At 51.8% G+C, this 26,934-nt stretch carries 24 protein-coding genes; 13 read left to right on the forward strand and 11 right to left on the reverse strand.

What is annotated here, in order from left to right; genetic code table 11:
- Positions 1-74 precede the first annotated feature (74 nt).
- Both bamC and dapA read right to left on the reverse strand, forming a co-directional pair.
- On the reverse strand, positions 75-1,109 hold the full coding sequence (bamC, locus tag D6029_RS13365; protein ID WP_120065224.1) for an outer membrane protein assembly factor BamC: 1,035 nt from the start codon (positions 1,107-1,109) through the stop codon (positions 75-77).
- A gap of 16 nt (positions 1,110-1,125) precedes the next feature.
- Complete coding sequence (gene dapA / locus D6029_RS13370; RefSeq protein ID WP_120065225.1) at positions 1,126-2,004, reverse strand: 4-hydroxy-tetrahydrodipicolinate synthase; 879 nt, start codon at positions 2,002-2,004, stop codon at positions 1,126-1,128.
- 145 nt (positions 2,005-2,149) lie between these two features.
- On the opposite strand from dapA, the gene D6029_RS13375 reads away from it, so the two are divergent.
- Entirely contained in the window at positions 2,150-2,707 is a 558-nt protein-coding gene (locus D6029_RS13375) for a glycine cleavage system transcriptional repressor (RefSeq protein ID WP_208642681.1), read from the forward strand.
- A 14-nt stretch (positions 2,708-2,721) separates the two neighbouring features.
- Positions 2,722-3,192, forward strand: coding sequence for a thioredoxin-dependent thiol peroxidase (gene bcp / locus D6029_RS13380; protein WP_120065226.1), 471 nt, complete (start codon positions 2,722-2,724; stop codon positions 3,190-3,192).
- 53 nt (positions 3,193-3,245) lie between these two features.
- On the opposite strand, the gene D6029_RS13385 is transcribed toward bcp, so the two are convergent.
- On the reverse strand, positions 3,246-4,316 hold the full coding sequence (locus tag D6029_RS13385; protein WP_120065227.1) for an AI-2E family transporter: 1,071 nt from the start codon (positions 4,314-4,316) through the stop codon (positions 3,246-3,248).
- Positions 4,317-4,527: 211 nt separating this feature from the next.
- Between D6029_RS13385 and bepA the strand changes: the two genes are divergently transcribed.
- Positions 4,528-5,991 carry a beta-barrel assembly-enhancing protease gene (bepA, locus tag D6029_RS13390; RefSeq protein WP_120065228.1) on the forward strand — a complete coding sequence of 488 codons (1,464 nt, stop codon included), beginning with the start codon at positions 4,528-4,530 and terminating at the stop codon, positions 5,989-5,991.
- A gap of 11 nt (positions 5,992-6,002) precedes the next feature.
- The gene (gene arsC / locus D6029_RS13395; RefSeq protein WP_120065229.1) at positions 6,003-6,356 is read left to right on the forward strand and encodes an arsenate reductase (glutaredoxin); all 354 of its coding nucleotides are present in this window, start codon (positions 6,003-6,005) and stop codon (positions 6,354-6,356) included.
- Between the two features lie 120 nt (positions 6,357-6,476).
- Here the strand turns inward: arsC and D6029_RS13400 are convergent, their stop codons facing one another.
- The 3 genes from D6029_RS13400 to upp all read right to left on the reverse strand — a co-directional run bounded on the left by D6029_RS13400 (position 6,477) and on the right by upp (position 9,390).
- On the reverse strand, positions 6,477-7,178 hold the full coding sequence (locus D6029_RS13400; protein ID WP_244212409.1) for a DnaA inactivator Hda: 702 nt from the start codon (positions 7,176-7,178) through the stop codon (positions 6,477-6,479).
- Between the two features lie 99 nt (positions 7,179-7,277).
- Positions 7,278-8,564 (reverse strand): uracil permease, encoded by a 1,287-nt coding sequence (uraA, locus tag D6029_RS13405; RefSeq protein WP_120065231.1) that lies wholly within the window; start codon positions 8,562-8,564, stop codon positions 7,278-7,280.
- A gap of 199 nt (positions 8,565-8,763) precedes the next feature.
- Positions 8,764-9,390 carry a uracil phosphoribosyltransferase gene (gene upp / locus D6029_RS13410; RefSeq protein WP_034459132.1) on the reverse strand — a complete coding sequence of 209 codons (627 nt, stop codon included), beginning with the start codon at positions 9,388-9,390 and terminating at the stop codon, positions 8,764-8,766.
- A gap of 214 nt (positions 9,391-9,604) precedes the next feature.
- Here upp and purM point away from each other — a divergent pair, with 214 nt between their 5' ends.
- The 4 genes from purM (at position 9,605) to ppx (ending at position 15,078) form a co-directional block, all read left to right on the forward strand.
- Positions 9,605-10,642 (forward strand): phosphoribosylformylglycinamidine cyclo-ligase, encoded by a 1,038-nt coding sequence (gene purM, locus D6029_RS13415; protein ID WP_120065232.1) that lies wholly within the window; start codon positions 9,605-9,607, stop codon positions 10,640-10,642.
- The gene (purN, locus tag D6029_RS13420; RefSeq protein ID WP_120065233.1) at positions 10,642-11,283 is read left to right on the forward strand and encodes a phosphoribosylglycinamide formyltransferase; all 642 of its coding nucleotides are present in this window, start codon (positions 10,642-10,644) and stop codon (positions 11,281-11,283) included. Before purM ends, purN begins: the two co-directional genes overlap by 1 nt.
- A 169-nt stretch (positions 11,284-11,452) precedes the next feature.
- A complete protein-coding gene (gene ppk1 / locus D6029_RS13425; RefSeq protein ID WP_120065234.1) occupies positions 11,453-13,513 on the forward strand; it encodes a polyphosphate kinase 1 in 2,061 nt (686 codons plus the stop codon).
- Positions 13,514-13,536: 23 nt separating this feature from the next.
- Entirely contained in the window at positions 13,537-15,078 is a 1,542-nt protein-coding gene (gene ppx / locus D6029_RS13430; RefSeq protein WP_120065235.1) for an exopolyphosphatase, read from the forward strand.
- A gap of 47 nt (positions 15,079-15,125) precedes the next feature.
- Here the strand turns inward: ppx and D6029_RS13435 are convergent, their stop codons facing one another.
- Positions 15,126-17,357 carry a sensor domain-containing phosphodiesterase gene (locus D6029_RS13435; RefSeq protein WP_120065236.1) on the reverse strand — a complete coding sequence of 744 codons (2,232 nt, stop codon included), beginning with the start codon at positions 17,355-17,357 and terminating at the stop codon, positions 15,126-15,128.
- 348 nt (positions 17,358-17,705) lie between these two features.
- Here D6029_RS13435 and D6029_RS13440 point away from each other — a divergent pair, with 348 nt between their 5' ends.
- Positions 17,706-17,894: a YfgG family protein gene (locus tag D6029_RS13440; protein WP_120065237.1), complete on the forward strand. Its 189-nt coding sequence runs from the start codon at positions 17,706-17,708 to the stop codon at positions 17,892-17,894.
- Between the two features lie 76 nt (positions 17,895-17,970).
- On the opposite strand, the gene D6029_RS13445 is transcribed toward D6029_RS13440, so the two are convergent.
- Positions 17,971-18,417 (reverse strand): winged helix-turn-helix transcriptional regulator, encoded by a 447-nt coding sequence (locus tag D6029_RS13445; protein ID WP_120065238.1) that lies wholly within the window; start codon positions 18,415-18,417, stop codon positions 17,971-17,973.
- Positions 18,418-18,523: 106 nt separating this feature from the next.
- On the opposite strand from D6029_RS13445, the gene D6029_RS13450 reads away from it, so the two are divergent.
- Positions 18,524-19,747 (forward strand): MFS transporter, encoded by a 1,224-nt coding sequence (locus tag D6029_RS13450; RefSeq protein ID WP_120065239.1) that lies wholly within the window; start codon positions 18,524-18,526, stop codon positions 19,745-19,747.
- Between the two features lie 47 nt (positions 19,748-19,794).
- On the opposite strand, the gene guaA is transcribed toward D6029_RS13450, so the two are convergent.
- Together guaA and guaB are read right to left on the reverse strand one after the other, a co-directional pair.
- Positions 19,795-21,372: a glutamine-hydrolyzing GMP synthase gene (guaA, locus tag D6029_RS13455; RefSeq protein WP_120065240.1), complete on the reverse strand. Its 1,578-nt coding sequence runs from the start codon at positions 21,370-21,372 to the stop codon at positions 19,795-19,797.
- 66 nt (positions 21,373-21,438) lie between these two features.
- Positions 21,439-22,905, reverse strand: a complete 1,467-nt coding sequence (gene guaB, locus D6029_RS13460; protein ID WP_120065241.1) for an IMP dehydrogenase — start codon at positions 22,903-22,905, stop codon at positions 21,439-21,441.
- Positions 22,906-23,074: 169 nt separating this feature from the next.
- Between guaB and xseA the strand changes: the two genes are divergently transcribed.
- On the forward strand, positions 23,075-24,457 hold the full coding sequence (xseA, locus tag D6029_RS13465) for an exodeoxyribonuclease VII large subunit (protein ID WP_120065242.1): 1,383 nt from the start codon (positions 23,075-23,077) through the stop codon (positions 24,455-24,457).
- A 3-nt stretch (positions 24,458-24,460) separates the two neighbouring features.
- Here xseA and D6029_RS13470 read toward each other — a convergent pair whose 3' ends face one another.
- The gene (locus tag D6029_RS13470; RefSeq protein ID WP_120065243.1) at positions 24,461-24,682 is read right to left on the reverse strand and encodes a zinc ribbon domain-containing protein; all 222 of its coding nucleotides are present in this window, start codon (positions 24,680-24,682) and stop codon (positions 24,461-24,463) included.
- A gap of 98 nt (positions 24,683-24,780) precedes the next feature.
- Here D6029_RS13470 and D6029_RS13475 point away from each other — a divergent pair, with 98 nt between their 5' ends.
- Both D6029_RS13475 and eutC read left to right on the forward strand, forming a co-directional pair.
- Positions 24,781-26,166: an ethanolamine ammonia-lyase subunit EutB gene (locus tag D6029_RS13475; protein WP_120065244.1), complete on the forward strand. Its 1,386-nt coding sequence runs from the start codon at positions 24,781-24,783 to the stop codon at positions 26,164-26,166.
- Positions 26,166-26,933, forward strand: coding sequence for an ethanolamine ammonia-lyase subunit EutC (eutC, locus tag D6029_RS13480; RefSeq protein ID WP_120065245.1), 768 nt, complete (start codon positions 26,166-26,168; stop codon positions 26,931-26,933). The genes D6029_RS13475 and eutC overlap by 1 nt, the downstream gene beginning before the upstream one ends.
- Position 26,934 lies beyond the last annotated feature (1 nt).

Consider the following 26,934-nt stretch of genomic DNA (forward strand, 5'->3'; position numbering starts at 1 on the left):
TTCGCTATCTGTGGCTACGCACACGTTTGCGTAGCCTGGTAGAAAAAAGGCCAGATTGCTCTGGCCTCTTAATGTTACTTGCTAAACGCTGCCTGGAATGCCGCTACCAGTGCATCATTCTGCGACTGCGTCAGTGTATGACCTTTCGGATCGATGAACTGCAGACTGCTGCGGTTATCGAGGTCGCCCACTTGCAGTTTGTAGTCGCCGCTGGACAGGCCCGGGTCTTTCGCGCCTAAATCCTGCCATGCGCTATCAGACAATGGCTTGTACGTAACGGCCACGCTGCCTGTTGAACGCGTTGAATCGGTGACTTTCATGCCGACTTTTTCAAGCGTTGCAGGTAAACGGCTCCACACCACGTTGAACGGGCCACGCACCACCAGCATTGGTAAGCCAGTATCGTCAGCGGCACTTTGTACATCAAGTTGCGTTGCTGCACGGCTGTCTTTCGCATTTTGCTGGTCAGTCTGAGTTTTATCCAGACCCGCGCTGATGCTGTTCAGCATTTCTGCGCTGTAACGCTGCATAGAGGCTGCATCTGAAACCGGCTTGCCCGCCTGCTCCAGGTTCAGCAGCTTAACCACTACGGCTTGTTGATAGCCCTGCGGTTTCACGCTGATTTGATAGCGCCCACGGTACTGTTCATCTTCGTCAGCACGGCTCCATTGTACCCAGTCAGTTGTCAGGGTTTGGGTCGCGTCATCACGTTTTTCGATGCCGTAGTTTTTCGCCTGGATAACACTCACAACCTGCGGCCAAAGCGTTGCGCTACGCGAATTTTCCACCATCAATGTTGCGGTATCCCCAGTAAACTGGGTACGTGCGCCACTGACCAATGCCAGAGGTTGAGCCGGCGGACGAATGTCCAGCTCTTTGCCTACTGCGCCGCTGCCGTTGGTGACGGGAACATCATATTGACCATTCTGCACTGGCAGGATCATACCTGACGGTGCGTGGATTTCCGCCAGCGGTGGAGCATCCAGATAGGATTCGTCACCACTAACCTGGCGCTTGTAACGCTGGTCGGTGCTACATGCTGCTAACAGCATGGCAAGCGTTACTACTGCAACTTTCGCCACCGTCGACTTCTGTACTGAGTAAGCCATCAAATCTCCCTAAACTTTACAGCAAACCGGCATGCTTAAGCGCGCTTAGAATCACCGGGTGACTGGCTTCAGTCAGCGGTGTCATTGGCAGGCGTAAGGTATCGGTTGCCACAAGTCCCAACTCCCTACAAGCCCATTTGACCGGGATAGGGTTGGGTTCTACAAATAATTTATTATGCAGCGGCATCAAACGTTCGTTGATCACGCGCGCTTGCGCATATTGCCCATTGGCGGCCAGTTTACACACTTCTGCCATTTCACGCGCGGCTACGTTTGCCGTCACAGAAATCACACCGTGGCCACCTAGCTGCATGAAGTCCAGCGCACTGGCGTCATCGCCGCTCACCAGGATGAAGTCATCTTCAACCAGCTCTTTGATCTGGTTTACTCGTGTTAAGTTCCCGGTGGCTTCTTTGATACCAATAATATTTTTTATCTTCGCCAGGCGGCCAACTGTTTCAGGCAGCATGTCACAACCGGTACGAGACGGTACATTGTACAGCATCTGCGGCAGGTCGGTGCTTCCGGCGATAGCTTTGAAGTGCTGATACAGCCCTTCCTGGGTTGGGCGGTTGTAATAAGGTGTGACCGTCAGGCAGCCCACAATACCGCTTTTTTCAAAACGCTTTGTCAGCGAGATAGCTTCAGAGGTGGCGTTGGCGCCAGTCCCCGCGATAACAGGAATACGGCCATCGGCCAGTTCCAGCGTCATCAGTACCACATCACCGTGCTCGTCATGGCTCAACGTAGCAGACTCTCCGGTAGTGCCTACCGAAACAATCGCCGACGTTCCGCTGGCGACATGGTAATCAATCAGTTTTTTCAGGCTTGACCGGCAGACATTACCTTTCTCATCCATCGGCGTCACAAGCGCGACAATACTTCCAGTGAACATTGGCCATCCTCTGTGCTAACAAGTGTCTCAATGGTACGTTTGGTGCAGGATCAAAAGCAAGTGACCAAGTGATGCCATACGGTTGTACGCAAGTTTTTTTTATGCTTTCCTTATGTTAACTCACCGATTCACAGGAAGAATACGTTTGACTCCCTCACCACACCATTATTTGGTCATCACAGCCCTTGGGGCGGACCGGCCTGGTATTGTTAATACCATCACCCGTCATGTGAGCAGTTGCGGCTGTAATATTGAAGACAGTCGCCTCGCTATGCTCGGTGAAGAGTTCACGTTTATTATGCTGCTGTCAGGCAGTTGGAATGCGATAACCCTGATTGAATCAACGCTGCCGCTTAAAGGCGCAGAGCTTGATTTGTTAATTGTGATGAAGCGTACCGCTGCGCAAGAGCGCCCGGCGATGCCTGCAACAGTTTGGGTTCAGGTAGAAGTGACTGACTCGCCTCATTTAATCGAGCGTTTCACCAATCTGTTTGATATACACCACATGAATATCGCTGAGCTAAGTTCGCGGACGCAACCGGCTCAGGATGGCAATCCAGCTCAGTTGTATATTCAGATCACGGCTCACAGTCCGGCGTCTCAGGATGCGAGTGTTATTGAAGATGCATTCAAGGCCCTCTGTACAGAACTCAAAGCGCAGGGCAGTATTAACGTTGTGAATTATCCACAGCAAGATGATTAAGACGGAGAGTTGTAATGAGCCCACTGAAAGCCGGTGACAGTGCACCGAAATTTAGCTTGCCTGATCAAGACGGCGAGCAAATAAATTTAACCGACTTCCAGGGACAGCGCGTTCTGGTTTATTTCTACCCGAAAGCGATGACGCCAGGCTGTACCGTGCAAGCGTGCGGTTTGCGCGACAACATGGACGAGTTGAAAAAGAGTGGTGTGGAAGTGTTAGGTATCAGCACTGACAAACCAGAAAAACTTTCACGTTTTGCCGAAAAAGAGTTACTCAACTTCACGCTGCTTTCTGATGAAGACCATCAAGTCTGTGAGCAATTTGGCGTTTGGGGCGAGAAGACGTTTATGGGTAAAACCTACGACGGCATCCATCGCATCAGCTTCCTGCTGGATGGCGAAGGAAAAGTTGAAAAAGTGTTTGATGATTTCAAAACCAGCAACCATCACGATATCGTGGTGAACTGGCTGAAAGAAAACGCTTAATTACAGCAATACATGATTAAAAAAGCCGACTTCACGTCGGCTTTTTACTGTCTCTAATTTGGCTCGTCGTCTATCAACAAACCATCAGGCCAGGCATGCACCACCGCTTTAATCAACGTGGCAAGCGGGATGGCGAAGAACACGCCCCAGAATCCCCACAAACCGCCGAATATCACCACCGAAAGAATAATTACCAACGGGTGCAAATTCACCGCTTCAGAGAACAACACCGGCACCAGTAAATTGCCGTCCAGCGCCTGAATAATCAGATACACCGCAAACAGCGTCCAGAATTCCGGGCCGATGCCAAACTGGAAGAGCGCCACACAGACCACCGGAATCGTGACCATAAACGCGCCGATATACGGAATCAGCACCGAGAATCCCACCAGCACCGCCAGCAGCAGAGAGTAGTTCAGGCCAAACACCACAAAGCCGATGTACGTCACCACACCCACGACCAGCATTTCTAATACTTTGCCACGGATATAATTGGTGATTTGCTGGTTCATCTCCAGCCACACCTGCCCCGCCAGCCCACGGTTTCGCGGCAAGACACGGCGCACCGCATTGAGCATTTGTTCTTTATCTTTAACGAGGAAGAACACCATCAGCGGCACCAGCACCAGATAAATGGCCAGCGTCAGCAAACCAACTAATGAAGCGAGAGAATATTTCACCACCTGGTCGCCCATGCCCATCATGCGCCCGCGCATATTCTCAGCAATGGCGTCGATAATTCCTGCGTCAACCAGCGCCGGGTAACGTCTTGGCAATGTGGCGGCGTAATCAGAAAGTTTATTGAGCATGCCAGGCATATCGCGGATTAGATAAATGCCCTGTTGCCAGGCCACAGGCGCGACAACCAGCACCATCAGCAGCAAAATGCCGACGAACAACACCAGCACAATAGAAGCCGCTAGCGTCCTCGAACACCCTAAACGCTGAAGCCGCGCAGTTGGCCACTCCAGCAAATAAGCCAGTACAATCGCCACCAGCAGCGGCGCTAAAAGTCCATGGAAAAAGAACAGGATCACGAACCCTGCAACCAGAATCACCAGCAGCGCGATAGCTTCCGGGTCGCTAAACCGTCGTCGATACCACTGCAACAACATTTCGAGCATACATCCCTTCCCTGACAGCATTATGCGAGGGGAGATTGTATCTAAATGTCACAGTAAAGACTTCGCTTTTTATCTCGCTTCAATAGCGGTTTGGCATTGCCACGGCTAAGATAGGCGTCAATCATGTGCTGAGCTACAGTTCATCGTGTGATGCGAACAAAAGCACCTAATGCGTGTCGAAGATAAACTTTGATTAAACAGGACAGGACGTATGTTCAAGCAGTTGAAAAAATCGCTGGTTGCAACTCTGATGGCAGCTCTGCTCGCCGGCCCTGCAACGCCAGCCTTTGCAGACGTTACCGATCAACTGCCCGATATGGGAACCTCTGCGGGAAGCACGCTGTCGATAGGCCAGGAAATGCAGATGGGCGACTATTATGTTCGTCAGCTGCGCGGCAGCGCCCCATTAATCAACGACCCTTTACTCGTGCAGTACATTAATCAACTCGGTATGCGTTTAGTTAGCCATGCCAACTCCGTCAAGACGCCATTCCATTTCTTCTTGATTAACAACGACGAAATCAACGCCTTTGCCTTCTTTGGCGGCAATGTGGTACTGCACTCCGCGCTGTTCCGTTATGCCGATAACGAAAGCCAGCTGGCATCGGTTATGGCGCACGAAATCTCTCACGTCACGCAGCGCCATCTGGCGCGAGCGATGGAAGATCAGAAAAAGAACGCCCCGCTCACCTGGGTTGGCGCGTTAGGTTCCATTTTACTGGCGATGGCCAGCCCGCAAGCGGGTATGGCGGCGTTAAGCGGAACCCTGGCGGGAACGCAGCAGGGCATGATTAGCTTTACGCAGCAGAACGAACAGGAAGCCGACCGCATCGGTATTCAGGTGCTGCAACGCTCAGGTTTTGATCCGCAAGCAATGCCAACCTTCCTTGAAAAGCTGCTCGATCAGTCGCGCTATTCATCACGTCCGCCGGAAATTTTGCTGACGCACCCATTGCCGGAAAGCCGTTTGTCCGATGCCCGTAACCGCGCCAACCAAATGCGCCCGGTCGTGGTGCAATCTTCTGAAGATTTTTACATGGCGAAAGCCCGAACGCTCGGCATGTACAACTCTGGCCGTAACCAGTTGACCAGCGATTTGCTGGATAGCTGGGCGAAGGGCAATATTCGTGAACAGCGTGCCTCAACCTATGGCCATGCGCTGCAGGCGATGGGCAACGATAAATGGGATGAAGCCCGCAAGCTTTTGCAACCGCTGCTGGTCGCAGAGCCAGGAAATACGTGGTATCTCGACTTATCCACGGATATCGACCTGGGGCAAAATAAAACCGCCGATGCGATAAACCGCCTGAAAAACGCCCCTGACCTGAAGCAAAACCCAGTGCTACAGCTCAACCTCGCCAACGCTTATGTGCAGGCCAAACAACCCGCTCAGGCAGCCACAATCCTTAACCGTTATACGTTTTCTCATCCCGACGACAGCAACGGCTGGGATTTGTTAGCGCAAACTGAAGCGGCGTTAGGTAATCGTGACCAGGAATTGGCGGCGCGAGCGGAAGTGATGGCACTTGTCGGGCGTCTCGATCAGGCTATTACGCTGCTCAGTGGCGCAAGCGGGCAGGTGAAATTAGGCAGCTTGCAGCAAGCACGTTATGACGCGAGAATCGATCAGTTCCGCGAATTGCAAAAACGCTTCCTTCAGTATTCTAAGATGTAACAGGAGTTACGATGTCCACCGTTTCTATTTACCACAACCCGCGCTGCTCTAAGAGCCGTGAAACGTTAAGTCTGCTGAAATCGAATGGTGTAGAACCCGAAGTGGTGCTGTATCTGGAAACCCCGCCAGACGCCGAAACGCTCAAATCGTTATTAAGCAAATTAGGCTTTGCCAGCGCTCGTGAGTTGATGCGTCAGAAAGAGGATTTGTACAAGGAGTTGAATCTGGCGGATGCCGCGTTAAGCGAAGAGCAGTTGATTCAGGCGATGGTGGAAAATCCAAAACTGATTGAGCGCCCGATTGTGCTGGCGAATGGGCAAGCAAGAATTGGCCGCCCGCCGGAGTCGGTGCTGGAGATTTTGTAGCCCTCACCCTAACCCTCTCCCCCAGGAGAGGGAATATTAGTATTTCCCCTTCTCCCTCAGGAGAGGGAATTTTAGTATTTCCCCTTCTCCCTCAGGGAGAAGGACAGGATGAGGGTGGTTTTAAAGCCCTAAAATCTCTTTCACAAACGGGATCGTCAATTTTCGCTGTGCGGTAATCGACGCATGATCGAGCTGATCCAGCGTCATAAACAGCGTGCGCATTTCCCGATCCAGTCGTTTTAGCAAGAAGCGGCCCACATCCTCTGGCAATTCAAAACCACGCTGTTTTGCACGCAGTTGCAAAGCCTGGAGTTTATCGTCATCCGATAAAGGCTGAAGTTTGTAGATTTGCCCCCAATCCAGGCGCGATGCGAGATCGGGTAATTGCAGATTCAGTTGGCGCGGTGGGCGATCGCCGGTGATCAGCAAGCGCGTTTTCCCGGATTCCAGAATGCGGTTGTAGAGATTAAAAATCGCCATTTCCCACAGTTCGTCACCTGCTACACACTCAATATTATCAATGCACACCAACGAAAGTTGTTCCATGCCATCGAGCACTTCCGGGACAAACCAGGTGCGTTTATCAAGCGGCACATAACCGACAGCTTCGCCACGTTGCGACAATTCCGCACAGGCGGCGTGCAGCAAATGGCTGCGCCCTCCTCCTTCTCGCGACCAAAAATAGATATAGCCGCTGTGATCCTGACGGAGCACGGACTGAAGTGCAGCGAGTAAAGAAGGGTTATCACCCGGCCAGAAACTTGCAAAAGTTTCGTCATCAGGCAAATAGAGTGGCAGTGAGAGCTGTGCCGGCGTATTCAGAATTACCTCAACCATAACAGGCAGAAAAACGCAGAGAGTCTAACACAGAATTGAGGATCAATAGAACCGGGCGAGCGCGCCGCCCGGCTTAAGACAAAACTAGGATTTTACTTCGCTATCTTCAGGATCCAGCACCACTTCTTCCGGGCGCAGAACGCTGATCAATTTGAAGATCAGGCTCAGGCCAACGCCGACGATTGTCGCCAGCGCCATGCCTTTCAGCTCAGCCGCGCCAATGTGCACTTTCGCGCCGCTGACGCCGATGATCAGGATAACGGAGGTTAAGATCAGGTTTTGCGTTTTGTTGTAATCGACTTTTGATTCGATCAGCACGCGAATACCGGACGCGCCAATCACGCCGTACAGCAGCAGAGAAACGCCGCCGATCACTGGAACCGGAATCACCTGGATTGCTGCCGCCAGTTTTCCGATGCAAGAAAGCAGAATCGCGATAATTGCCGCGCCGCCAATAACCCAGGTGGAATACACGCGGGTAATTGCCATCACGCCGATGTTCTCGCCGTAAGTCGTGTTTGGCGTAGAACCGAAGAAACCGGAGAAGATAGTCGAAATACCGTTAGCAAACATGGAGCGATGCAGGCCAGGGTCGCGAATCAAATCTTTCTTCACGATGTTCGCCGTTACCACCAAGTGACCGACGTGTTCAGCAATCACCACCAGCGCCGCAGGCAAAATGGTGAAGATGGCAAACCATTCAAAACGCGGGGTATAGAAGGTTGGCAACGCAAACCAGTGTGCTTCCACAATTGGCGTGACGTCTACCACGCCCATGGCGAAGGAAAGTGCATAACCCGCCAGCACGCCGATAAGAATCGGGATAATCGCCAGGAAGCCACGGAACAGCACAGAACCGAAGACCGTCACGCCCAGCGTAACCAGAGAAATAATGATGGTCGTTGAATCTGGTGAAGTGCCGTCAGCAGGCAGCAAACCTGCCATATTCGCCGCCACGCCAGCCAGTTCCAGGCCAATAACCGCCACAATTGCGCCCATCGCCGCCGGTGGGAACATCACATCCAGCCAGCCAGTACCGGCTTTTTTCACAATCAGCGCCACAATACAGAACAACACGCCGCACATGATAAAACCGCCGAGCGCGACTTCATAACCCAGTGGCAGAAGTAGCAGCACGGGTGAAATAAACGCAAAGCTTGAACCGAGATAAGCCGGGATTTTGCCTTTACAGATAAAGAGATACAGCAGCGTCCCGATCCCGTTGAACAGCAATACCGTCGCCGGGTTGATGTGGAACAGAATCGGCACCAGAACGGTGGCACCAAACATGGCAAACAGATGCTGCAAGCTTAACGGTATCGTTTGCAGCAGGGGTGGTCTTTCGCTCACTCCAATGGCGCGGCGTGTCATGTCGTTTTCCTCTGAGTATTGTGTTGTTGTGTTTTAGTCAAAAAAAAGCCGACTCTCAAAGTCGGCTATTTTTAATGCCCAATAGATTTCGGATTGCAGGAAGGCGGCAACTGCGCAAATCCCTGGGAGCGTAGATTTGCTACGTGACCAGGGTGAGCAAAGGCAGCCAACGCATCTGCAATTCGAAAGATGAAGGGCATTACTTGGTACCAAAAATCTTATCGCCGGCATCGCCGAGGCCCGGAATAATGTATCCGTGCTCATTCAGGCCCTGATCGATAGAAGCGGTAAACAGTTCTACGTCCGGGTGCGCTTTTTCTAGCGCCGCGATACCTTCAGGTGCTGCTACCAGAACCAACACTTTGATGCTGGTACAACCGGCGTTTTTCAGCAGGTCGATGGTGGCAATCATAGAACCGCCGGTTGCCAGCATTGGGTCAACCACCAGCGCCATGCGTTCTTCGATGTTAGAAACCAGTTTCTGGAAGTAAGGAACCGGCTCCAGAGTTTCTTCGTTACGGTAGATACCGACAACGCTGATACGTGCGCTTGGAACGTTTTCCAGCACGCCTTCCATCATACCCAGGCCAGCACGCAGAATCGGCACAACGGTAATTTTCTTGCCTTTGATCTGATCAATCTCTACCGGGCCGTTCCAGCCTTCGATAGTGACTTTTTCAGTTTCCAGATCCGCCGTGGCTTCGTAAGTCAGCAAGCTGCCAACTTCTGAGGCGAGTTCACGAAAGCGTTTGGTGCTAATGTCGTTCTCACGCATCAGGCCCAGCTTGTGTTTGACGAGTGGGTGTTTGACTTCCACGATCTTCATACTCTTTCTCCCCGAGATAGTTGGCCACCATAAAAAAAATCGCCGGATTATACCGCTTTTTTAACACCGCGCCACCGCTTCGAGATCAAACTGGGTGAAATGAGTATAGAACGATAATAATTACATCCCGCCGAACAAGAGGCTCGCAAACGTTTGCCTCCACTGTTAGAATTGCGGCGTTTTTTATTTCTAACCCATCCGCGGGGACTTAGCAGTGACCGACAAAACCTCTCTTAGCTATAAAGATGCCGGTGTTGATATTGATGCTGGTAACGCTCTGGTCGATAAAATCAAAGGTGTAGTGAAAAAGACTCGCCGCCCGGAAGTGATGGGTGGACTGGGTGGTTTCGGTGCGCTGTGCGCGTTGCCTCAGAAGTATCGTGAGCCTGTGCTGGTTTCTGGCACTGACGGTGTGGGTACGAAACTGCGTCTGGCGATGGATTTAAAACGTCATGACACCATCGGTATCGATCTCGTTGCGATGTGCGTAAACGATCTGGTTGTTCAGGGCGCTGAGCCATTGTTCTTCCTCGATTATTACGCCACCGGCAAACTTGAAGTCGAGACGGCTGCCAGCGTCATCTCTGGTATTGCTGAAGGTTGCCTGCAATCTGGCTGCGCATTAGTTGGCGGTGAAACCGCTGAAATGCCAGGCATGTATCACGGCGAAGATTACGACGTGGCGGGTTTCTGCGTCGGCGTGGTCGAGAAATCTGAAATCATTGACGGTTCTAAAGTCGCTGATGGCGATGTGCTGATTGCCCTGGCGTCCAGCGGCCCACACTCCAACGGCTATTCTCTGGTGCGTAAAGTGCTGGAAGTGAGCGGCACCGACCCGCTGACCACCGAACTGGAAGGCAAACCGCTGGCCGATCATCTGCTGGAACCGACGCGTATTTACGTCAAAAACCTGCTTGAGTTAATTGGTGAAGTTGACGTTCACGCCATCGCTCACCTGACCGGCGGTGGCTTCTGGGAAAACATCCCACGCGTGCTGCCAGAAAACACTCAGGCTGTGATTGCTGAGTCTTCATGGCAGTGGCCTGCGGTATTCAACTGGCTGCAAACTGCCGGGAATATCAGCCGTCACGAAATGTACCGCACCTTTAACTGCGGCGTCGGCATGCTGATTGCGCTGCCTGCGGCGCAAGCGGATAAAGCAGTAGAATTCCTGAATGCAAAAGGTGAAAACGCGTGGAAAATCGGTAGTATCAAAGCTTCTGGTTCCTCCGAACGTGTGGTTATTGAATAATGAAACGCATAGTGGTGCTCATTTCCGGCAACGGAAGTAATCTTCAGGCGATTATTGATGCCTGCAAGCTTAAAAAAATTAATGGCGCCATTGCGGCTGTATTCAGTAACAAACCCGATGCCTTTGGCCTGGAACGTGCGCGTGAAGCAGAAATCCCGGCTCACGCGTTAACCGCCAGCCAGTTCGCTGACCGCGCGGCATTCGATCGCGAGCTGATGCTTGAGATTGATGCCTACGCCCCGGATTTGGTGGTGCTGGCGGGTTACATGCGCATTCTTAGCCCGGAATTTGTCGGGCACTATGCGGGCCGCCTGATTAACATCCACCCTTCTTTATTGCCTAAATATCCTGGCCTGAATACCCATCGTCAGGTTCTGGAAAACGGTGATGAAGTCCATGGGACTTCGGTGCATTTTGTCACTGAAGAGTTAGACGGCGGCCCGGTCATTCTGCAAGCCAGCGTTCCGGTGTTTGAAGGTGACGAAGAAGACGACATCACCGCGCGCGTGCAGAATCAAGAACATGCTATTTATCCGCTGGTCGTTTCCTGGTTTATGGATGGACGCCTGGAAATGCGCGAAAATAGCGCCTGGCTTGATGGCAGTAAACTGCCGCCGCAAGGCCATGCCGCAGACGAATAAAATTAAGGAGCTTCGGCTCCTTTTTTAATGCCCCGTTCTGTCATTCTTTATGCCGAAATCAACGAATCGCCCTACTTTGCGGCGAGCGTTGGACATTCCCCGCTAAAGCTCGCCATAATGACAGACGTGACGGCATTTTTACGTCCACGAAAACGGAGTGTGAGGGCTAATGGGTCAGGATAAGCTGTACATCGAAAAAGAACTGAGCTGGTTGAATTTTAACGAGCGCGTACTCCAGGAAGCGGCGGATAAAATTAACCCGCTAATCGAGAGAATGCGTTTTCTCGGCATCTATTCGAATAACCTTGATGAATTCTACAAGGTTCGTTTCGCTGAACTTAAGCGACGCATTCTGATCAGTGAAGAGCAAGGTACGGCACCGAATTCGCGCCATTTACTCAATAAAATTCAGGCGCGAGTGCTGAAAGCCGACCAGGAATTTGACGGCCTGTACAACGATTTACTGCTGGAAATGGCACGCAATCAGATCTTCTTGATCAACGAACGCCAGCTTTCACCGAATCAGCAAAACTGGCTGCGTCATTACTTCAAACACTATTTACGCCAGCACATCACTCCTATTCTGATTAATAACGAAACTGACCTGGTGCAGTTTCTTAAAGATGATTACACCTATCTGGCGGTAGAGATTATTCAGGGCGACGATATTCGCTATGCCCTGCTGGAAATCCCGTCCGATAAAGTGCCGCGTTTTGTGAATTTGCCGCCGGAAGCGCCACGCCGTCGCAAGCCGATGATCCTGTTGGATAACATCCTGCGTTATTGCCTGGACGACATTTTCAAAGGCTTCTTCGATTACGACGCATTGAACGCCTATTCGATGAAAATGACCCGTGACGCGGAGTATGACCTGGTCACGGAGATGGAATCCAGCCTGCTGGAACTGATGTCATCGAGCCTGAAGCAGCGCCTGACCGCCGAGCCGGTGCGTTTTGTTTATCAGCGTGATATGCCAGATGCGATGGTGGAAATGCTGCGTAACAAGCTGACCATCACCAACTACGACTCCATTATTCCCGGTGGTCGCTACCACAATTTTAAAGACTTCATCAGCTTCCCGAACGTCGGCAAAGCCAACTTAATCAACAAGCCGTTGCCGCGTTTGCGCCATATCTGGTTCGATAAATTCCGTAACGGCTTTGATGCGATTCGTAACCGTGACGTGCTGCTTTATTATCCTTATCACACCTTTGAGCACGTACTCGAATTACTGCGCCAGGCCTCGTTCGACCCCAGCGTGCTGGCGATTAAAATCAATATTTACCGCGTGGCGAAAGACTCGCGCATTATCGAGTCGATGATTCACGCCGCGCACAACGGCAAGAAAGTCACCGTGGTGGTTGAGCTGCAAGCGCGCTTTGACGAAGAAGCCAACATTCATTGGGCGAAGCGCCTGACCGAAGCGGGCGTGCACGTTATCTTCTCAGCGCCGGGCCTGAAAATTCACGCAAAATTGTTCCTGATTTCCCGCAAAGAAGGCGAGGAAGTGGTGCGCTATGCCCACATCGGCACCGGTAACTTTAACGAAAAAACCGCGCGTCTTTATACCGACTATTCGTTGCTGACCTGCGATGCACGCATCACCAATGAAGTTCGCCGCGTGTTTAACTTTATCGAAAACCCGTATCGCCCGGTGACGTTTGAGCATCTGATGGTTTCCCCGCAGAACTCTCGTCGCCTGCTTTATGATTTAGTCGATAAAGAAATCGCGAATGCACAAAACGGCGAACCGTCTGGCATTACTCTGAAATTGAATAACCTGGTCGATAAAGGGCTGGTAGACAGGCTATATGCTGCGTCAAGCTCGGGCGTGAAGGTGAATTTACTGGTGCGCGGCATGTGCTCGCTTATCCCGAATCTGGAAGGGATCAGCGATAATATTCGCGTTATCAGTATCGTCGACCGTTATCTGGAACACGACCGCGTTTATATCTTTGAAAATGGTGGCGATAAGAAAGTGTATCTTTCGTCTGCCGACTGGATGACGCGCAACATTGATTATCGTATCGAAGTTGCGGTCGCCATCCTCGATCCGCGCCTGAAACAGCGGGTGCTGGATATCATCGAAATCTTGTTCAGTGACACGGTAAAAGCGCGTTACCTCGACAAAGAACTGAGTAATCGCTATGTTCCGCGCGGTAACCGCCGCAAGGTGCGCGCACAACTGGCGATTTATGACTACATCAAGTCTCTGGAACAACCTGAATAACGCATCATGCTGACTATAAAATCATGCCAATAAAAAAACATGCTCCACGACCGCAAGAATTCGCCGCGGTAGACCTTGGCTCGAACAGCTTCCACATGGTGATCGCCCGTGTGGTTGACGGCGCGATGCAAATCATCGGACGCCTGAAACAACGTGTTCATTTAGCTGATGGCCTGAATGCCGACAACGAGTTAAGCGAAGAAGCGATGGAACGTGGGCTATCGTGCCTGGCGCTATTTGCTGAACGTTTGCAGGGCTTTGCGGCCGATAACGTCTGTATCGTCGGCACGCATAGTTTACGCCTGGCGGTGAATGCCGAAGAGTTTCTCAAACGAGCTGAGCAGGTTATCCCCTACCCGATTGAAATTATTTCCGGTAACGAAGAAGCGCGTCTGATTTTCATGGGCGTGGAACATACCCAGCCCGAGAAAGGCCGCAAACTGGTGATTGATATCGGTGGTGGTTCGACCGAGCTGGTCATTGGTGAAGATTTCGAGCCGATGCTGGTCGAAAGTCGCCGTATGGGTTGCGTCAGCTTTGCGCAAAACTTTTTCCCGCAAGGAGTTATCACTGCCGAAAACTTCAAGCGTGCGCGGCTTGCGGCGGTACAAAAGCTGGAGAATCTTTCCTGGCAGTACCGTTTGCAAGGCTGGAATGTGGCGATGGGCGCTTCCGGGACGATCAAAGCGGCTCATGAAGTGCTGGTCAATATGGGCGAAAAGGACGGCATTATTACGCCTGAACGCCTGGAAATGCTGCGCGATGAAGTGCTGAAATACAAAAGTTTTAACGTGATGAGCCTACCGGGCTTATCGGAAGAACGCAAAGCGGTGTTTGTGCCGGGGCTGGCGATTCTGTGCGGCGTGTTTGATTCGCTGGCGATTCGTGAATTACGCTTGTCTGACGGCGCGCTGCGTGAAGGCGTGCTGTATGAAATGGAAGGCCGTTTCCGCCACCAGGACATTCGCATCCGCACCGCACAAAGCCTGGCGGATCAATACCATATCGACAGCGATCAGGCCAAACGCGTGCTGGCAACCACCGAGCATATTTATCAGCAGTGGGAAGTGCAAAACCCGAAGCAGGCTAATCCACAAATGGCCGCGCTGCTGAAATGGTCAGCCATGCTGCATGAAGTCGGCCTGAACATTAACCACAGCGGGTTGCATCGCCATTCGGCTTATATTCTGCAACACAGCAACCTGCCGGGCTTTAATCAGGAACAGCAGACGTTGATTGCATCGCTGGTGCGCTATCACCGTAAAGGCATCAAAATTGATGACTTGCCGCGTTTTACGCTGTTTAAGAAAAAGCAGTTCTTGCCGTTAATCCAGATTCTGCGTCTGGGGGTGTTACTGAATAACCAACGCCAGGCGACCACCACGCCACCGACTCTGGTACTGGAAACCGACGAACATCAATGGACGCTGCGTTTCCCGTACGACTGGTTCAGCCAGAACACGCTGGTGTTGCTGGACTTAGAGCGGGAACAACAATACTGGGATAACACGCCTGGCTGGAAACTTAACATCGAAGAGGAAGTCAGCCCGAACGTGGCTGCCTGAGGTTAAAATAACGAAACGCCCTTTGCCGGGCGTTTCTTTTTTCTGCCTTAACGCTGTTTTGTGAGCAGTGATTCAAGCAAGCGCGGGCGTCCAATCAAATATCCCTGAATGTAATCAATCCCCAGGCTTTGAACGGCTGCCTTAACAGCCTCATTCTCAACATACTCGGCAACCAGCTGCATTTTCTTCATTCGCGCTAACTGGCAAATCGAATCGACAATCTGGTAATCCAGGCTGCTGGTCAAAATATTGCGAATAAAACTGCCGTCGATTTTCAGGATGTCAGCGCTAATATCTTTCAGCCGCGCATAGCTGGCATAACCCGTACCGAAATCGTCAATCGCTATCCGGCATCCCATATTTTGCAGCGCGGTTAACGTCGCGTTGGCCTGCTCAAGATTCGTCAGTGAATTGCTTTCGGTGACTTCAAAAATAAGCTGCCAGGGTTCTATTTTGTATCGCGCCAGCAGGCGTTTCACTTCACCCGCAAACTGCAAACGCCCGACGGAAGCCGGTGTCAGGTTGATGGAAAAACGACTGCCGGGAAGTTGCTCGCGGTGTTCATCCATAAATTTGAGCGTGGCCTCTAATACCCATTTGTCGATTTTTGAAGACAAGCCAAATTCATGTGCCACCGGCAAAAACGTATCCGGCGTGAACATTTTGTCGTCTTCGTTATCGCCCTTCATGCGCAGCAAAATTTCATGGTAAGCATCACCCCGAATCCCTTCGATGCGCTGGGCCATCAACACAAAACTTCCGGTATCAATGGCGGCTTGCAGGCGGTTCATCATCGCAACTTTTTTTCTCACCGCATTCTGCACGTGGTTTGAACCTTGTTGCTGCAAACTTTCAGGCTTAGAGGTCGAGAGCGATAAATCAGCCATCGTGCTGAGTTCGCCCAACAGGAAGGAAATATGGTTAACCGGCTGGCGAATATAACAATAGCTGATGCCCACTTGTGGCTGCATTGCCATGCCATCCCACATAAATCGGAATTGCTTTACTCGCTGGTCGAGGATTTCGATGCGCTCATGATAAGAGTCATAACCCAGGCGAACAGCCAGTTCATGCCCCGACAAATGGTAAACCTGCTCATCAGTCGTCAAGACCGGCTGGAGGTAATCGTTAAGCTGCTGTTTATATTGAATGCGCAGCTGCACTCCATAATTCCGACCGAGCAACTCCAACTCGGGGACGCGCAAAAACGCTAAAGCTGAATAAGAGTGACGGGATAAATCCCGGTTTAGCGCCCGCAGGTTTGGCATTTGTACAATCGGGTCGATAAAAGCCACGCGACGCGCTTTATTGTGCAAAAAGCGCTGGCGTGTGGTGACCACCGCCATCAAATAGATGGTAATAGAAAAGACCGCGTAGCTGGATGACGCTATCGCCAGGTGAAGCTGGAAGCCCATATACGGCGGCAGATAGTTATGAAAACCACTGCACAAAATGGTGAGTACCACCATCCATGCGGTGGTGATGAACAGAAAACCAAAGCGCATCGCGCCCCAAAGCATCAACGGCAGAATCAGCGTCAACGTATAGTCGGTGGTGAAAATGCTGCTGAAATCATCAATCGGAACTAATAATAAGCCGACCAAAACAGCGACCAGCACGGCCCACAACGTAATCTCAAGCTTCGTCACGCCAGACTGCATTTGTGCTTTCATGCGCGAGCGGAACGAAAACACAAAGCGCGGGTTGCGGCACATGCGAATGAGGGAATAGAAAAATGGCGTTCCGGTCAGGCAGCCGACTAGCACGGCCTGGAAATTGATAAGCGTCCGGGTGTGTAGAGGGCTTTCCGCAGCCACGTTATTAACGCCACCGTACCAGCCGAAGAAAAGCCCCATCTGGTAGATGACCAGGAATAGCACTGAGTTAACAATGACCAGCCAAAGCATGCGTTGAGAGGTTAACTTGATGACGCCGAACATGACCGAACTGCGCCGCGGCACGAATATCCGGTAGCCTCCCCAACTGACAGCTATGGGAATCACAAAGTGAACCACCGCCAGCAATGCAGTCAGTCCGCCGTTCAGGGGGATGTAGCGAATGAGTAGCGCGAGAATAATGCCAGGTAGCGCGGCCCAGCCGAAAACCAGCAAGAAAGCCGTCATCAAGCCCAGCGGCATATAGATGAGGAAAACACGGCTCCCATCCATAATGGTATTTGCGTTACACCATTCAGCGACAGGAAGAAACAGGCTCGGCAGCACCAGAGGCAGCGCCCACCATTTGTTGTTATTTTTTTTATACCAGCTTGCCAGAGACATTGAAATTCGCCAGGAACCCTATCATCCAGCTCGGGTATGTTTCGAACAGGTATCCAACCCGGACGTTATGCCCATATCGCTATGGGATAGAGTGCAGATTTTAGTTAGGGATTTTGTTATGAATATGATCTAAATCAATTTCTCCGATAAGTTTGTGCTTTATTTGCAAAATATGCAAAAAAGTAACTGCATAAAGACTCATCAACTAATATTAAGAAATGTTTATATAACAAGGAGAAATGATTTAGCGTGTATTTCTGAGAAGAACAGGATTTGACCTTGCGGCATCACTATGCCTAAATATTGCCACCGCCCACGGTTGATGGGTAAACCTCAAGGATCATTTGCGTGACACAGGTTACGAGTATGCGAAGACGACATAAATTCAATAATCGTATGACCCGCATTATTCTGCTTATCAGTTTTCTCTTCCTTTTTGGCCGTTTTGTCTACTCTGCCATCGGTGCCTGGTATCATCATCAGGACAAAGTAGAAGCACAGCAAAGTAGCCTGTCCGTGGACAACAATAGCCGGTAACGCCTTCTTTTAATTAAAAAATAATAACACTGACTCTAGCCGGTGCGATTTGTTGCGTCTGTTGTGTCATGTAGATTCACTTTACCTTCAGCACTTCAGTGGCATCTGGTGCCAGCACCGTGCCATCTTGCGCAGTGGGAGTCATGAAAGCAATCGGCTTGCCCGAACGTTTATCGATCAACAATGAATGACGCTCGCCGTTCTCGAACAGATGCTGTTCACCCCATTGGCGCAGCGCCACCACAACGGTAAACAGGCTTTGCCCTTTGGCTGTCAGCACGTATTCCTGATACGCCGTACCATCCGATGCACCCTGCATTTCAAGAATGCCTCCCTCCACCAACTTGCGCAGTCGGTCAGTGAGAATATTCCGCGCCACGCCAAGACTGCGTTGAAAATCCCCAAAGCGGCGTGTGCCATCGAAGGCATCACGTACGATGAGAAGCGACCAACGATCGCCAATGAGATCGACGCCACGGGCTACGGGGCATGGTTCTTTGTTCATCGGTTTACGGGGCGGCATTGCTTTTCCTCAAATGGTTAACAGGTTTCCAGTTGCATTTTAAAACTACTTAACCTAGCATTCAATCAGTTTCATTTTGAAACTAGGTTAATGGAGTTGATACCGAATGAAAACGTCTCTTGTCTCACCGTTACAGCAAGATCAAAGCAGCACGCAGACACGGCGTACGAATATGTCCGTCAGCCTGGTGTGGCTTTTCGCCATTGCCAGTGGGTTGAGCGTAGCAAATGTCTATTACGCACAGCCTTTGCTCGACACGCTAGCGCAGGAGTTCGGAATCAGCCATGCAGCCGTTGGCGGGGTGGTGACAGCCACACAAATTGGCTGCGCTCTGGCTTTGCTGTTTCTGGTGCCATTAGGTGACCAAATAGATAGACGTCGTCTGATGGCATTGCAGTTGCTGGCTTTAGTGGCAGCGCTAGTCGCCGTGGGCATGGCGCACTCTGCACCTGCTCTACTCGCTGGCATGCTCGCCGTGGGCTTACTAGGGACCGCGATGACGCAAGGTCTTATCGCCTATGCAGCCAGTGCCGCGGCTCCAAATGAACAAGGGCGTGTTGTGGGTGTGGCACAAAGCGGCGTGTTCATTGGCCTGCTTTTAGCTAGGGTATTTTCCGGAGGCATTAGCGATTTAGCGGGCTGGCGCGGCGTATATTTTTGCGGCGCTGCGCTGATGCTTTTGGTTGCATTTCCACTATGGCGACAATTGCCCAGACTGGCTGTCACGCAAAATAACATGAGCTATCCGCGCCTGATCGCTTCAATGCTGACCCTGCTGCGGGAGGATAAAGTCCTGCAAGTGCGCGGCGTACTGGCGTTACTGATGTTTGCTGCGTTTAATATCTTCTGGAGCGCGCTGGTACTTCCATTAAGTGTGCCACCTTATAACTTCTCTCACACCACCATCGGCGCATTTGGGCTGGTTGGTGTCGTCGGTGCGTTGGCCGCGACACGAGCCGGGCAATGGGCCGATCGGGGATATGCACAACGCACAAGTGCAGTCGCCCTTTTGGCATTGCTCATAGCCTGGTGGCCGCTGTCGCTAATGGGGCAGTCGCTCGGCGTATTAGTTATCGGTATTGTGCTGCTCGATTTGGGTGGACAGGCACTTCACGTGACGAATCAGAGCATGATTTTTCACAGCCGTCCCGAAGCCCATAGTCGAATGGTCGGTCTGTACATGATGTTCTATGCAATCGGTAGCGGGCTGGGTGCTATCAGTACGACAGCAACTTATGCTTATTCTGGCTGGCAAGGCGTATGTCTGCTGGGGGCTGGAGTCAGTCTGTTTGCACTGTTCTTTTGGTGGACTACGCGGCGAATTCAATAATTAAAAAAGCCCGCTTTTAGCGGGCTTAGAATCGCGTTACTGAGAAGTTATTCCCACTCGATAGTTGCTGGCGGTTTGCCAGAAATATCGTAAACCACACGGGAAATGCCGTTAACTTCGTTGATAATGCGGTTGGAGACACGGCCAAGGAAATCGTATGGCAGGTGTGCCCAATGCGCGGTCATAAAGTCGATGGTTTCCACTGCACGCAGTGAAACAACCCAATCGTATTTACGGCCATCGCCCATCACGCCAACAGAACGCACCGGCAGGAACACGGTAAATGCCTGGCTCACTTTGTTATAGAGATCCGCTTTATGCAGCTCTTCAATAAAGATGGCATCGGCACGACGCAGCAGGTCGCAATACTCTTTCTTCACTTCACCCAGCACGCGCACGCCAAGACCTGGGCCTGGGAATGGATGACGATAGAGCATGTCGTACGGCAGGCCGAGTTCCAGGCCAATTTTGCGCACTTCGTCTTTGAACAGCTCACGCAGCGGTTCAACCAGCCCCATCTTCATCTCTTTCGGCAAGCCGCCCACGTTGTGGTGAGATTTGATGACGTGTGCTTTGCCCGTCGCAGAAGCAGCAGATTCGATCACGTCAGGGTAAATCGTTCCCTGCGCCAGCCACTTCACGTCTTCCAGTTTCAGAGCTTCTTCATCGAAGACTTCAACGAAAACACGGCCGATGATTTTACGTTTCGCTTCTGGATCGTTCTCGCCTTTCAACGCGGACAGGAAACGCTCTTCGCCTTTAACGTGAATAATATTCAGGCCGAAGTGGTCGCCAAACATGTCCATGACTTGTTCAGCTTCGTTCAAACGCAGCAGGCCGTTATCGACGAACACGCAAGTCAGACGGTCACCAATGGCGCGGTGCAGCAGCATGGCGGTAACGGAAGAATCCACGCCACCGGACAAGCCCAGGATCACTTTGTCGTTGCCAACTTGTTCACGCAGGCGAACAATCGCATCTTCGATAATTTTTGCTGGAGTCCACAGCGCTTCGCAGCCGCAGATATCCAGAACAAAACGCTCCAGCAGACGCTGGCCCTGACGGGTATGGGTCACTTCCGGGTGGAACTGCACGCCATAAAAACGCTTTTCTTCGTTCGCCATAATCGCGAACGGGCAAGTTTCGGTGCTGGCAACGGTCACGAAGTCAGACGGGATAGCGGTGACTTTATCGCCATGGCTCATCCAGACGTCCAATAGCGGTTTGCCATCAGCACTCAGAGAATCTTCAATGCCGCGAACCAGTGCGCTGTCAGTTCTAACTTCGACCTGCGCGTAACCGAATTCACGTTCGTTAGAACCTTCAACGTGGCCGCCGAGCTGCATCGCCATGGTCTGCATGCCGTAGCACACACCAAATACCGGGACGCCTGCTTCAAATACGTATTCTGGCGCACGAGGGCTGTTCAGCTCTGTGGTGCTTTCCGGGCCACCAGAAAGGATGATACCGCTTGGGTTGAAATCACGAATCTGTGCTTCAGTGACATCCCATGCCCACAGCTCACAGTAAACGCCCAGCTCACGCACACGGCGCGCAACCAGTTGAGTGTACTGAGAACCGAAATCAAGGATAAGTATGCGATGTTTATGGATATTTTCCGTCATTGACGCTAATTCCGAGGCAAGTGAAACAAAATAAAAACACCCGGCAGAAAGCCGGGTGCAGAAATTTTAAGAACCCATACGGTAGTTCGGGGACTCTTTAGTGATCGTCACATCGTGAACGTGACTTTCCTGAATGCCCGCACCGCTGATGCGTACAAATTCCGCTTTAGTACGCAACTCGTCGATGGTAGCACAGCCGGTCAGACCCATGCAGGAACGCAGGCCACCCATTTGCTGGTGAACGATCTCTTTCAGGCGGCCTTTGTATGCCACGCGGCCTTCGATACCTTCCGGCACCAGTTTGTCGGCTGCGTTATCAGTCTGGAAGTAACGGTCTGAAGAGCCTTTGGACATCGCGCCCAAAGAACCCATACCGCGGTAGGATTTGAATGAACGGCCCTGGTAAAGTTCGATTTCACCCGGAGATTCTTCAGTCCCTGCCAGCATGCCGCCAACCATCACCGCAGAAGCGCCTGCTGCGATAGCTTTAGCGATATCGCCAGAGAAGCGAATACCGCCATCAGCGATAACCGGGATGCCTGTACCTTCCAGCGCTTCAACCGCGTCAGCAACCGCCGTGATTTGTGGAACGCCTACGCCGGTAACGATACGAGTGGTACAGATGGAGCCTGGGCCGATACCGACTTTTACCGCACTCACACCGGCATCTGCCAGCGCACGAGCGCCGTTCGCGGTAGCAACGTTGCCGCCGATGATTTGCAGGTCAGGATATTTCGCGCGAGTTTCACGAATACGTTGCAGAACGCCTTCGGAGTGACCGTGGGAGGAGTCAATCAGTAAAACGTCGACACCAGCGGCTACCAGAGCGTCGATACGCTCTTCGTTGCCCGCACCTGCGCCAACGGCAGCCCCAACACGCAGACGGCCCTGGTCGTCTTTACAGGCGTTAGGTTTACGTTCTGCTTTCTGGAAGTCTTTTACGGTGATCATGCCTTGCAGATGGAAGTTACCATCGACAACCAGCGCTTTCTCAACACGTTTTTCGTGCATTTTAGACAGCACAATGTCACGCGCCTCGCCTTCTTTCACGGTAACCAGACGCTCTTTCGGGGTCATGTACACGCTAACAGGCTGGTTCAGGTCAGTCACAAAACGAACGTCACGACCGGTAATAATACCGACCAGTTCGTTGGCCTCGGTGACAACCGGATAGCCCGCGAAACCGTTACGTGCGGTAAGTTCTTTCACTTCGTGCAGAGTGGTGGTCGGCAACACGGTCTGTGGGTCAGTCACAACGCCACTTTCGTGTTTTTTCACGCGTTTGACTTCTTCAGCCTGGCGCTCAATCGACATGTTTTTGTGAATGAAACCAAGTCCACCTTCCTGAGCCAATGCAATGGCCAGACGGGCTTCCGTTACGGTATCCATGGCTGCGGACAGCATAGGGATATTCAAACGAATAGTTTTGGTCAGTTGGGTGCTGAGATCGGCCGTGTTAGGCAGAACTGTAGAGTGAGCTGGAACGAGGAGAACGTCATCAAACGTCAGTGCTTCTTTAGCGATTCGTAGCATGGCAATATCTCAACCTGGGGTGAATGAGAACAGATAAAATATTGCCGCGGCATTATACAGAGCGGAATCGATTGCATCCACACTTTTTTCAGAAAACTCCTTGCCAAGTGCAATATGAAAGATACTATTGACCGAATAACCCGCTGATTTAAAATTTGATCTGGCTCACATGTCTTCGATAAATTCCCCTTCAATTTTTACCGTCAGCCGTCTGAATCAGACGGTCCGAATGCTATTGGAACAAGAGATGGGGCAAGTCTGGATCAGCGGTGAAATTTCTAACTTCACCCAACCGGCTTCCGGCCATTGGTACTTCACGCTCAAAGACGATACCGCTCAAATTCGTGGAGCGATGTTCCGCAACAGCAATCGCCGCGTCACCTTCCGGCCGCAACATGGGCAGCAAGTTTTGGTGCGCGCCACTCTGACGCTGTACGAGCCGCGTGGCGATTACCAGATTATCGTTGAAAGTATGCAGCCTGCTGGTGAAGGTCTGTTGCAGCAGCAATACGAAGAGCTGAAACAACGCCTCACGGCGGAAGGATTATTTGAGCAAATTCATAAGCAGCCACTACCGAGTCCTGCCCGCCAGGTTGGGGTTATTACTTCGAAAACGGGTGCCGCACTGCACGATATTTTGCACGTACTCAAACGCCGCGACCCTTCCCTACCGGTAATCATTTACCCGACCGCCGTGCAAGGTGCCGACGCGCCTGGGCAAATCGTCCGCGCCATCGAACTGGCAAATTTGCGCAAAGAGTGTGACGTGCTGATTGTCGGGCGCGGTGGCGGTTCGCTGGAAGATTTGTGGAGCTTTAACGACGAGCGTGTAGCTCGGGCAATTTTTGCCAGCACGATCCCCGTCGTTAGCGCCGTAGGGCATGAAACTGACGTCACGATCGCGGATTTTGTCGCCGATGTTCGTGCGCCAACGCCTTCAGCCGCAGCGGAAATTGTCAGCCGTAATCAAGTCGAATTGCTACGCCAAATCCAGTCTCAACAGCAGCGTATGGAAATGGCGATGGATTACTACCTCGCCCAACGGACGCAGCGTTTCACGCGTCTGCATCACCGCTTGCAGCAACAGCATCCGCAACTGCGTCTGGCTCGCCAGCAAACGACGCTTGAGCGTTTGCAGCAACGCTTGACCGTCGCAATGGATGCCAAACTGCGGCGCAGCTCGCAACAGCAACAACGTCTCGCACAACGCTTGAACCAGCAACAACCTCAAGCGCGAATCCACCGAGCGCAAACTCGTTTGCAGCAGCTGGAATATCGATTATCGCAGGTGGTAACGGCACGTCTGAGCAACACTCGCCAGCGCTTTGGCACGGCTATCGCACAGCTCGAAGCGGTCAGCCCGCTTGCAACGCTGGCACGTGGTTATAGCGTGACGACAGCGACGGACGGCAAAGTGCTGAAGAAAACCAAACAGGTGAATTCCGGGGATACGCTCACTACGCGTCTGGAAGATGGCTGGGTTGAAAGCCAGGTCACCGGCATTACACCGGTGAAACCTGTTCGCGAGCGTAAAATAGCAGCGAAAAGTTAAAACTTAGCCGGCAATGGGCGCGAACTCGACGCGTTTCTTCGAGATTAATCCATGCCCGTTCTGGCAAAAATAATCTACTGCGCCACAGGCTTTTAAAACTTCCAGCGGCTTGTGGCAATCCGGGCAACGCGCTTCGAGATGGAAACTCTGCTGGCAAGTTTCGCAGAATGCGCCTGAGTCAGTTGGCTGTAGCGTGTTTTCACACACCGGACATTTGGTTTCCATAATTACTCCTTGCAATACTTCAACTATATTCATCTTTTGATGCCACCAGAATGCTGGCGCACCGTGCATAACTTTGAGCTATCTCTCGAGGAAGGCAAATGTATAACACGACTCTGGCACATCACAATTATCAGTTTGCCAGCCTCAAGGAGTTAATGGCAAAAGCATCCCCGGCGCGTTCCGGGGATAATCTGGCAGGTATTGCGGCGCAAAGTGCTGAGGAGCGAATGGCTGCAAAAATGGCGCTGGCAGATGTTTCGTTACGTGAAATCCTCGATAACCCACTGATTCCCTATGAAGACGATGAAGTTACCCGTCTGATTATTGATACTCACGATAAAAACGCTTTTCAGGCCATTAGCCATTTAACCGTCGGCGATTTTCGCGACTGGTTGCTTGATGACAGCACGGATACCCAGACACTGCGTGAGGTCGCAAAAGGCATCACGCCAGAAATGGCGGCAGCGGTCAGTAAACTGATGCGCAACCAGGATTTAATTCTGGCGGCCAGCAAATGCCAGGTCACCACTCAATTTCGCAATACCATCGGTTTGCCCGGCCACCTCAGCGTGCGATTGCAGCCCAATCACCCGACCGACGATTTAAAAGGTATTGCCGCCAGCATGCTCGACGGGCTGTTTTATGGCGCAGGCGATGCGGTGGTTGGCATTAACCCTGCCAGCGACAGCCTGCCTGTGCTGGAGCGGCTGAATCATATGATGGATGACATCATTAGCCGCTTTGAGATTCCGACCCAATCCTGCGTACTCACGCATGTGACCAACACACTGCAATTAATTGAACGCGGCGCACCTGTCGATTTGGTGTTTCAGTCCGTCGCGGGAACCGAAGCCGCCAACAGTGGTTTTGGAATAAACCTCGCATTGTTACAAGAAGCACACAATGCAGCGCTGAGTTTAAACCGCGGCACGCTCGGCAATAACGTGATGTATTTCGAAACCGGCCAGGGCAGTTGTCTGTCTTCCAATGCACATCACGGCGTTGACCAACAAACATGCGAAGCCCGTGCTTACGCGGTTGCTCGTCATTTTAATCCGTTACTGGTCAACACCGTTGTAGGGTTTATTGGCCCGGAATATCTTTATGACGGCAAACAGATTATTCGTGCCGGATTAGAGGATCATTTCTGCGGCAAACTGATGGGCTTACCGTTGGGTTGTGATGTCTGTTACACCAATCATGCCGAAGCCGATCAAGACGATATGGACACGCTACTCACGCTGCTGTGTAACGCTGGGCTGACTTTCTTAATCGGCGTACCGGGTGCGGACGACATCATGCTCAATTACCAAAGCACCTCTTTCCATGATGCCCTTTATGCCCGCCGTTTGCTGGGGCTAAAACATGCGCCAGAATTTGCCGACTGGCTGACACGGATGCAAATTATAGATACGCATGGGCAGCTTCGCCTCACGGGTGCCAGTCACCCCTTGTTAACCGCACTCCCGCAGGGAGGTACGTAATGACTGCCGATGCCTGGACATTATTACGGGAGTTTACTGACGCGCGTATTGCTCTTGGCCGCAGCGGTGCGAGCCTGCCAACCAAAGAAGTGCTCAACTTTGGCCTTGCTCACGCGCAGGCCAGAGATGCCGTTCACCAGCCCTTTCATAGCGACGATATCTGTCATGAATTGGCTGAACTGGGTTTACCCACACTGACGGTAGAAAGTGCAGCACCCGACCGGCACATCTATCTGAGCCGTCCGGATTTAGGGCGCATGCTGAGCGATGAAAGCCGCGAGATGCTGAAAACAAACCAGACCAGAACTAACGATCTGTTGATCGTTATCGGTGATGGGCTTTCTTCTCACGCCGTCCATCGCCAGGCTGTTGCGCTTGTTCGCGAGTTATTACCGTATACCGAAACGCTCGGGCTAACGCTGGCCCCCATTGTATTGGCCCATCAGTCACGTGTCGCGCTGGGGGACGATATTGGCGAGATACTTCACTGCAAAGCGGTGGCGATGCTGATTGGCGAGCGTCCAGGGCTTTCTTCACCAGACAGTCTGGGGGTGTATTTAACGTGGAAACCCGAGCGCAAACGGCTGGAGTCAGAACGCAACTGCATATCTAACATTCGCCCGGAAGGTTTGTGCCATAAAGCCGCGGCATTTAAACTGGCCTGGTTGCTGGAACAGGCATTTCTACGCCGCTTAACGGGCGTAAAGCTTAAAGACGAAAGCGATAATCCAGCGTTGCATCAAATAGTTAAACCGCTATCTCAATAGC

Origin of the sequence: Buttiauxella izardii, assembly GCF_003601925.1 — a bacterium.
Classification (GTDB): Bacteria; Pseudomonadota; Gammaproteobacteria; order Enterobacterales; family Enterobacteriaceae; genus Buttiauxella; species Buttiauxella izardii.

Coding starts and splice junctions, on each gene's coding strand:
- bamC (WP_120065224.1), bottom strand. CDS start 1,109: ATGGCTTACTCAGTACAGAAGTCGACGGTGGCGAAAGTTGCAGTAGTA.
- dapA (WP_120065225.1), bottom strand. CDS start 2,004: ATGTTCACTGGAAGTATTGTCGCGCTTGTGACGCCGATGGATGAGAAA.
- bcp (WP_120065226.1), top strand. CDS start 2,722: ATGAGCCCACTGAAAGCCGGTGACAGTGCACCGAAATTTAGCTTGCCT.
- D6029_RS13385 (WP_120065227.1), bottom strand. CDS start 4,316: ATGCTCGAAATGTTGTTGCAGTGGTATCGACGACGGTTTAGCGACCCG.
- bepA (WP_120065228.1), top strand. CDS start 4,528: ATGTTCAAGCAGTTGAAAAAATCGCTGGTTGCAACTCTGATGGCAGCT.
- arsC (WP_120065229.1), top strand. CDS start 6,003: ATGTCCACCGTTTCTATTTACCACAACCCGCGCTGCTCTAAGAGCCGT.
- uraA (WP_120065231.1), bottom strand. CDS start 8,564: ATGACACGCCGCGCCATTGGAGTGAGCGAAAGACCACCCCTGCTGCAA.
- upp (WP_034459132.1), bottom strand. CDS start 9,390: ATGAAGATCGTGGAAGTCAAACACCCACTCGTCAAACACAAGCTGGGC.
- purN (WP_120065233.1), top strand. CDS start 10,642: ATGAAACGCATAGTGGTGCTCATTTCCGGCAACGGAAGTAATCTTCAG.
- ppk1 (WP_120065234.1), top strand. CDS start 11,453: ATGGGTCAGGATAAGCTGTACATCGAAAAAGAACTGAGCTGGTTGAAT.
- ppx (WP_120065235.1), top strand. CDS start 13,537: ATGCCAATAAAAAAACATGCTCCACGACCGCAAGAATTCGCCGCGGTA.
- D6029_RS13435 (WP_120065236.1), bottom strand. CDS start 17,357: ATGTCTCTGGCAAGCTGGTATAAAAAAAATAACAACAAATGGTGGGCG.
- D6029_RS13445 (WP_120065238.1), bottom strand. CDS start 18,417: ATGCCGCCCCGTAAACCGATGAACAAAGAACCATGCCCCGTAGCCCGT.
- D6029_RS13450 (WP_120065239.1), top strand. CDS start 18,524: ATGAAAACGTCTCTTGTCTCACCGTTACAGCAAGATCAAAGCAGCACG.
- guaA (WP_120065240.1), bottom strand. CDS start 21,372: ATGACGGAAAATATCCATAAACATCGCATACTTATCCTTGATTTCGGT.
- guaB (WP_120065241.1), bottom strand. CDS start 22,905: ATGCTACGAATCGCTAAAGAAGCACTGACGTTTGATGACGTTCTCCTC.
- xseA (WP_120065242.1), top strand. CDS start 23,075: ATGTCTTCGATAAATTCCCCTTCAATTTTTACCGTCAGCCGTCTGAAT.
- D6029_RS13470 (WP_120065243.1), bottom strand. CDS start 24,682: ATGGAAACCAAATGTCCGGTGTGTGAAAACACGCTACAGCCAACTGAC.
- D6029_RS13475 (WP_120065244.1), top strand. CDS start 24,781: ATGTATAACACGACTCTGGCACATCACAATTATCAGTTTGCCAGCCTC.
- eutC (WP_120065245.1), top strand. CDS start 26,166: ATGACTGCCGATGCCTGGACATTATTACGGGAGTTTACTGACGCGCGT.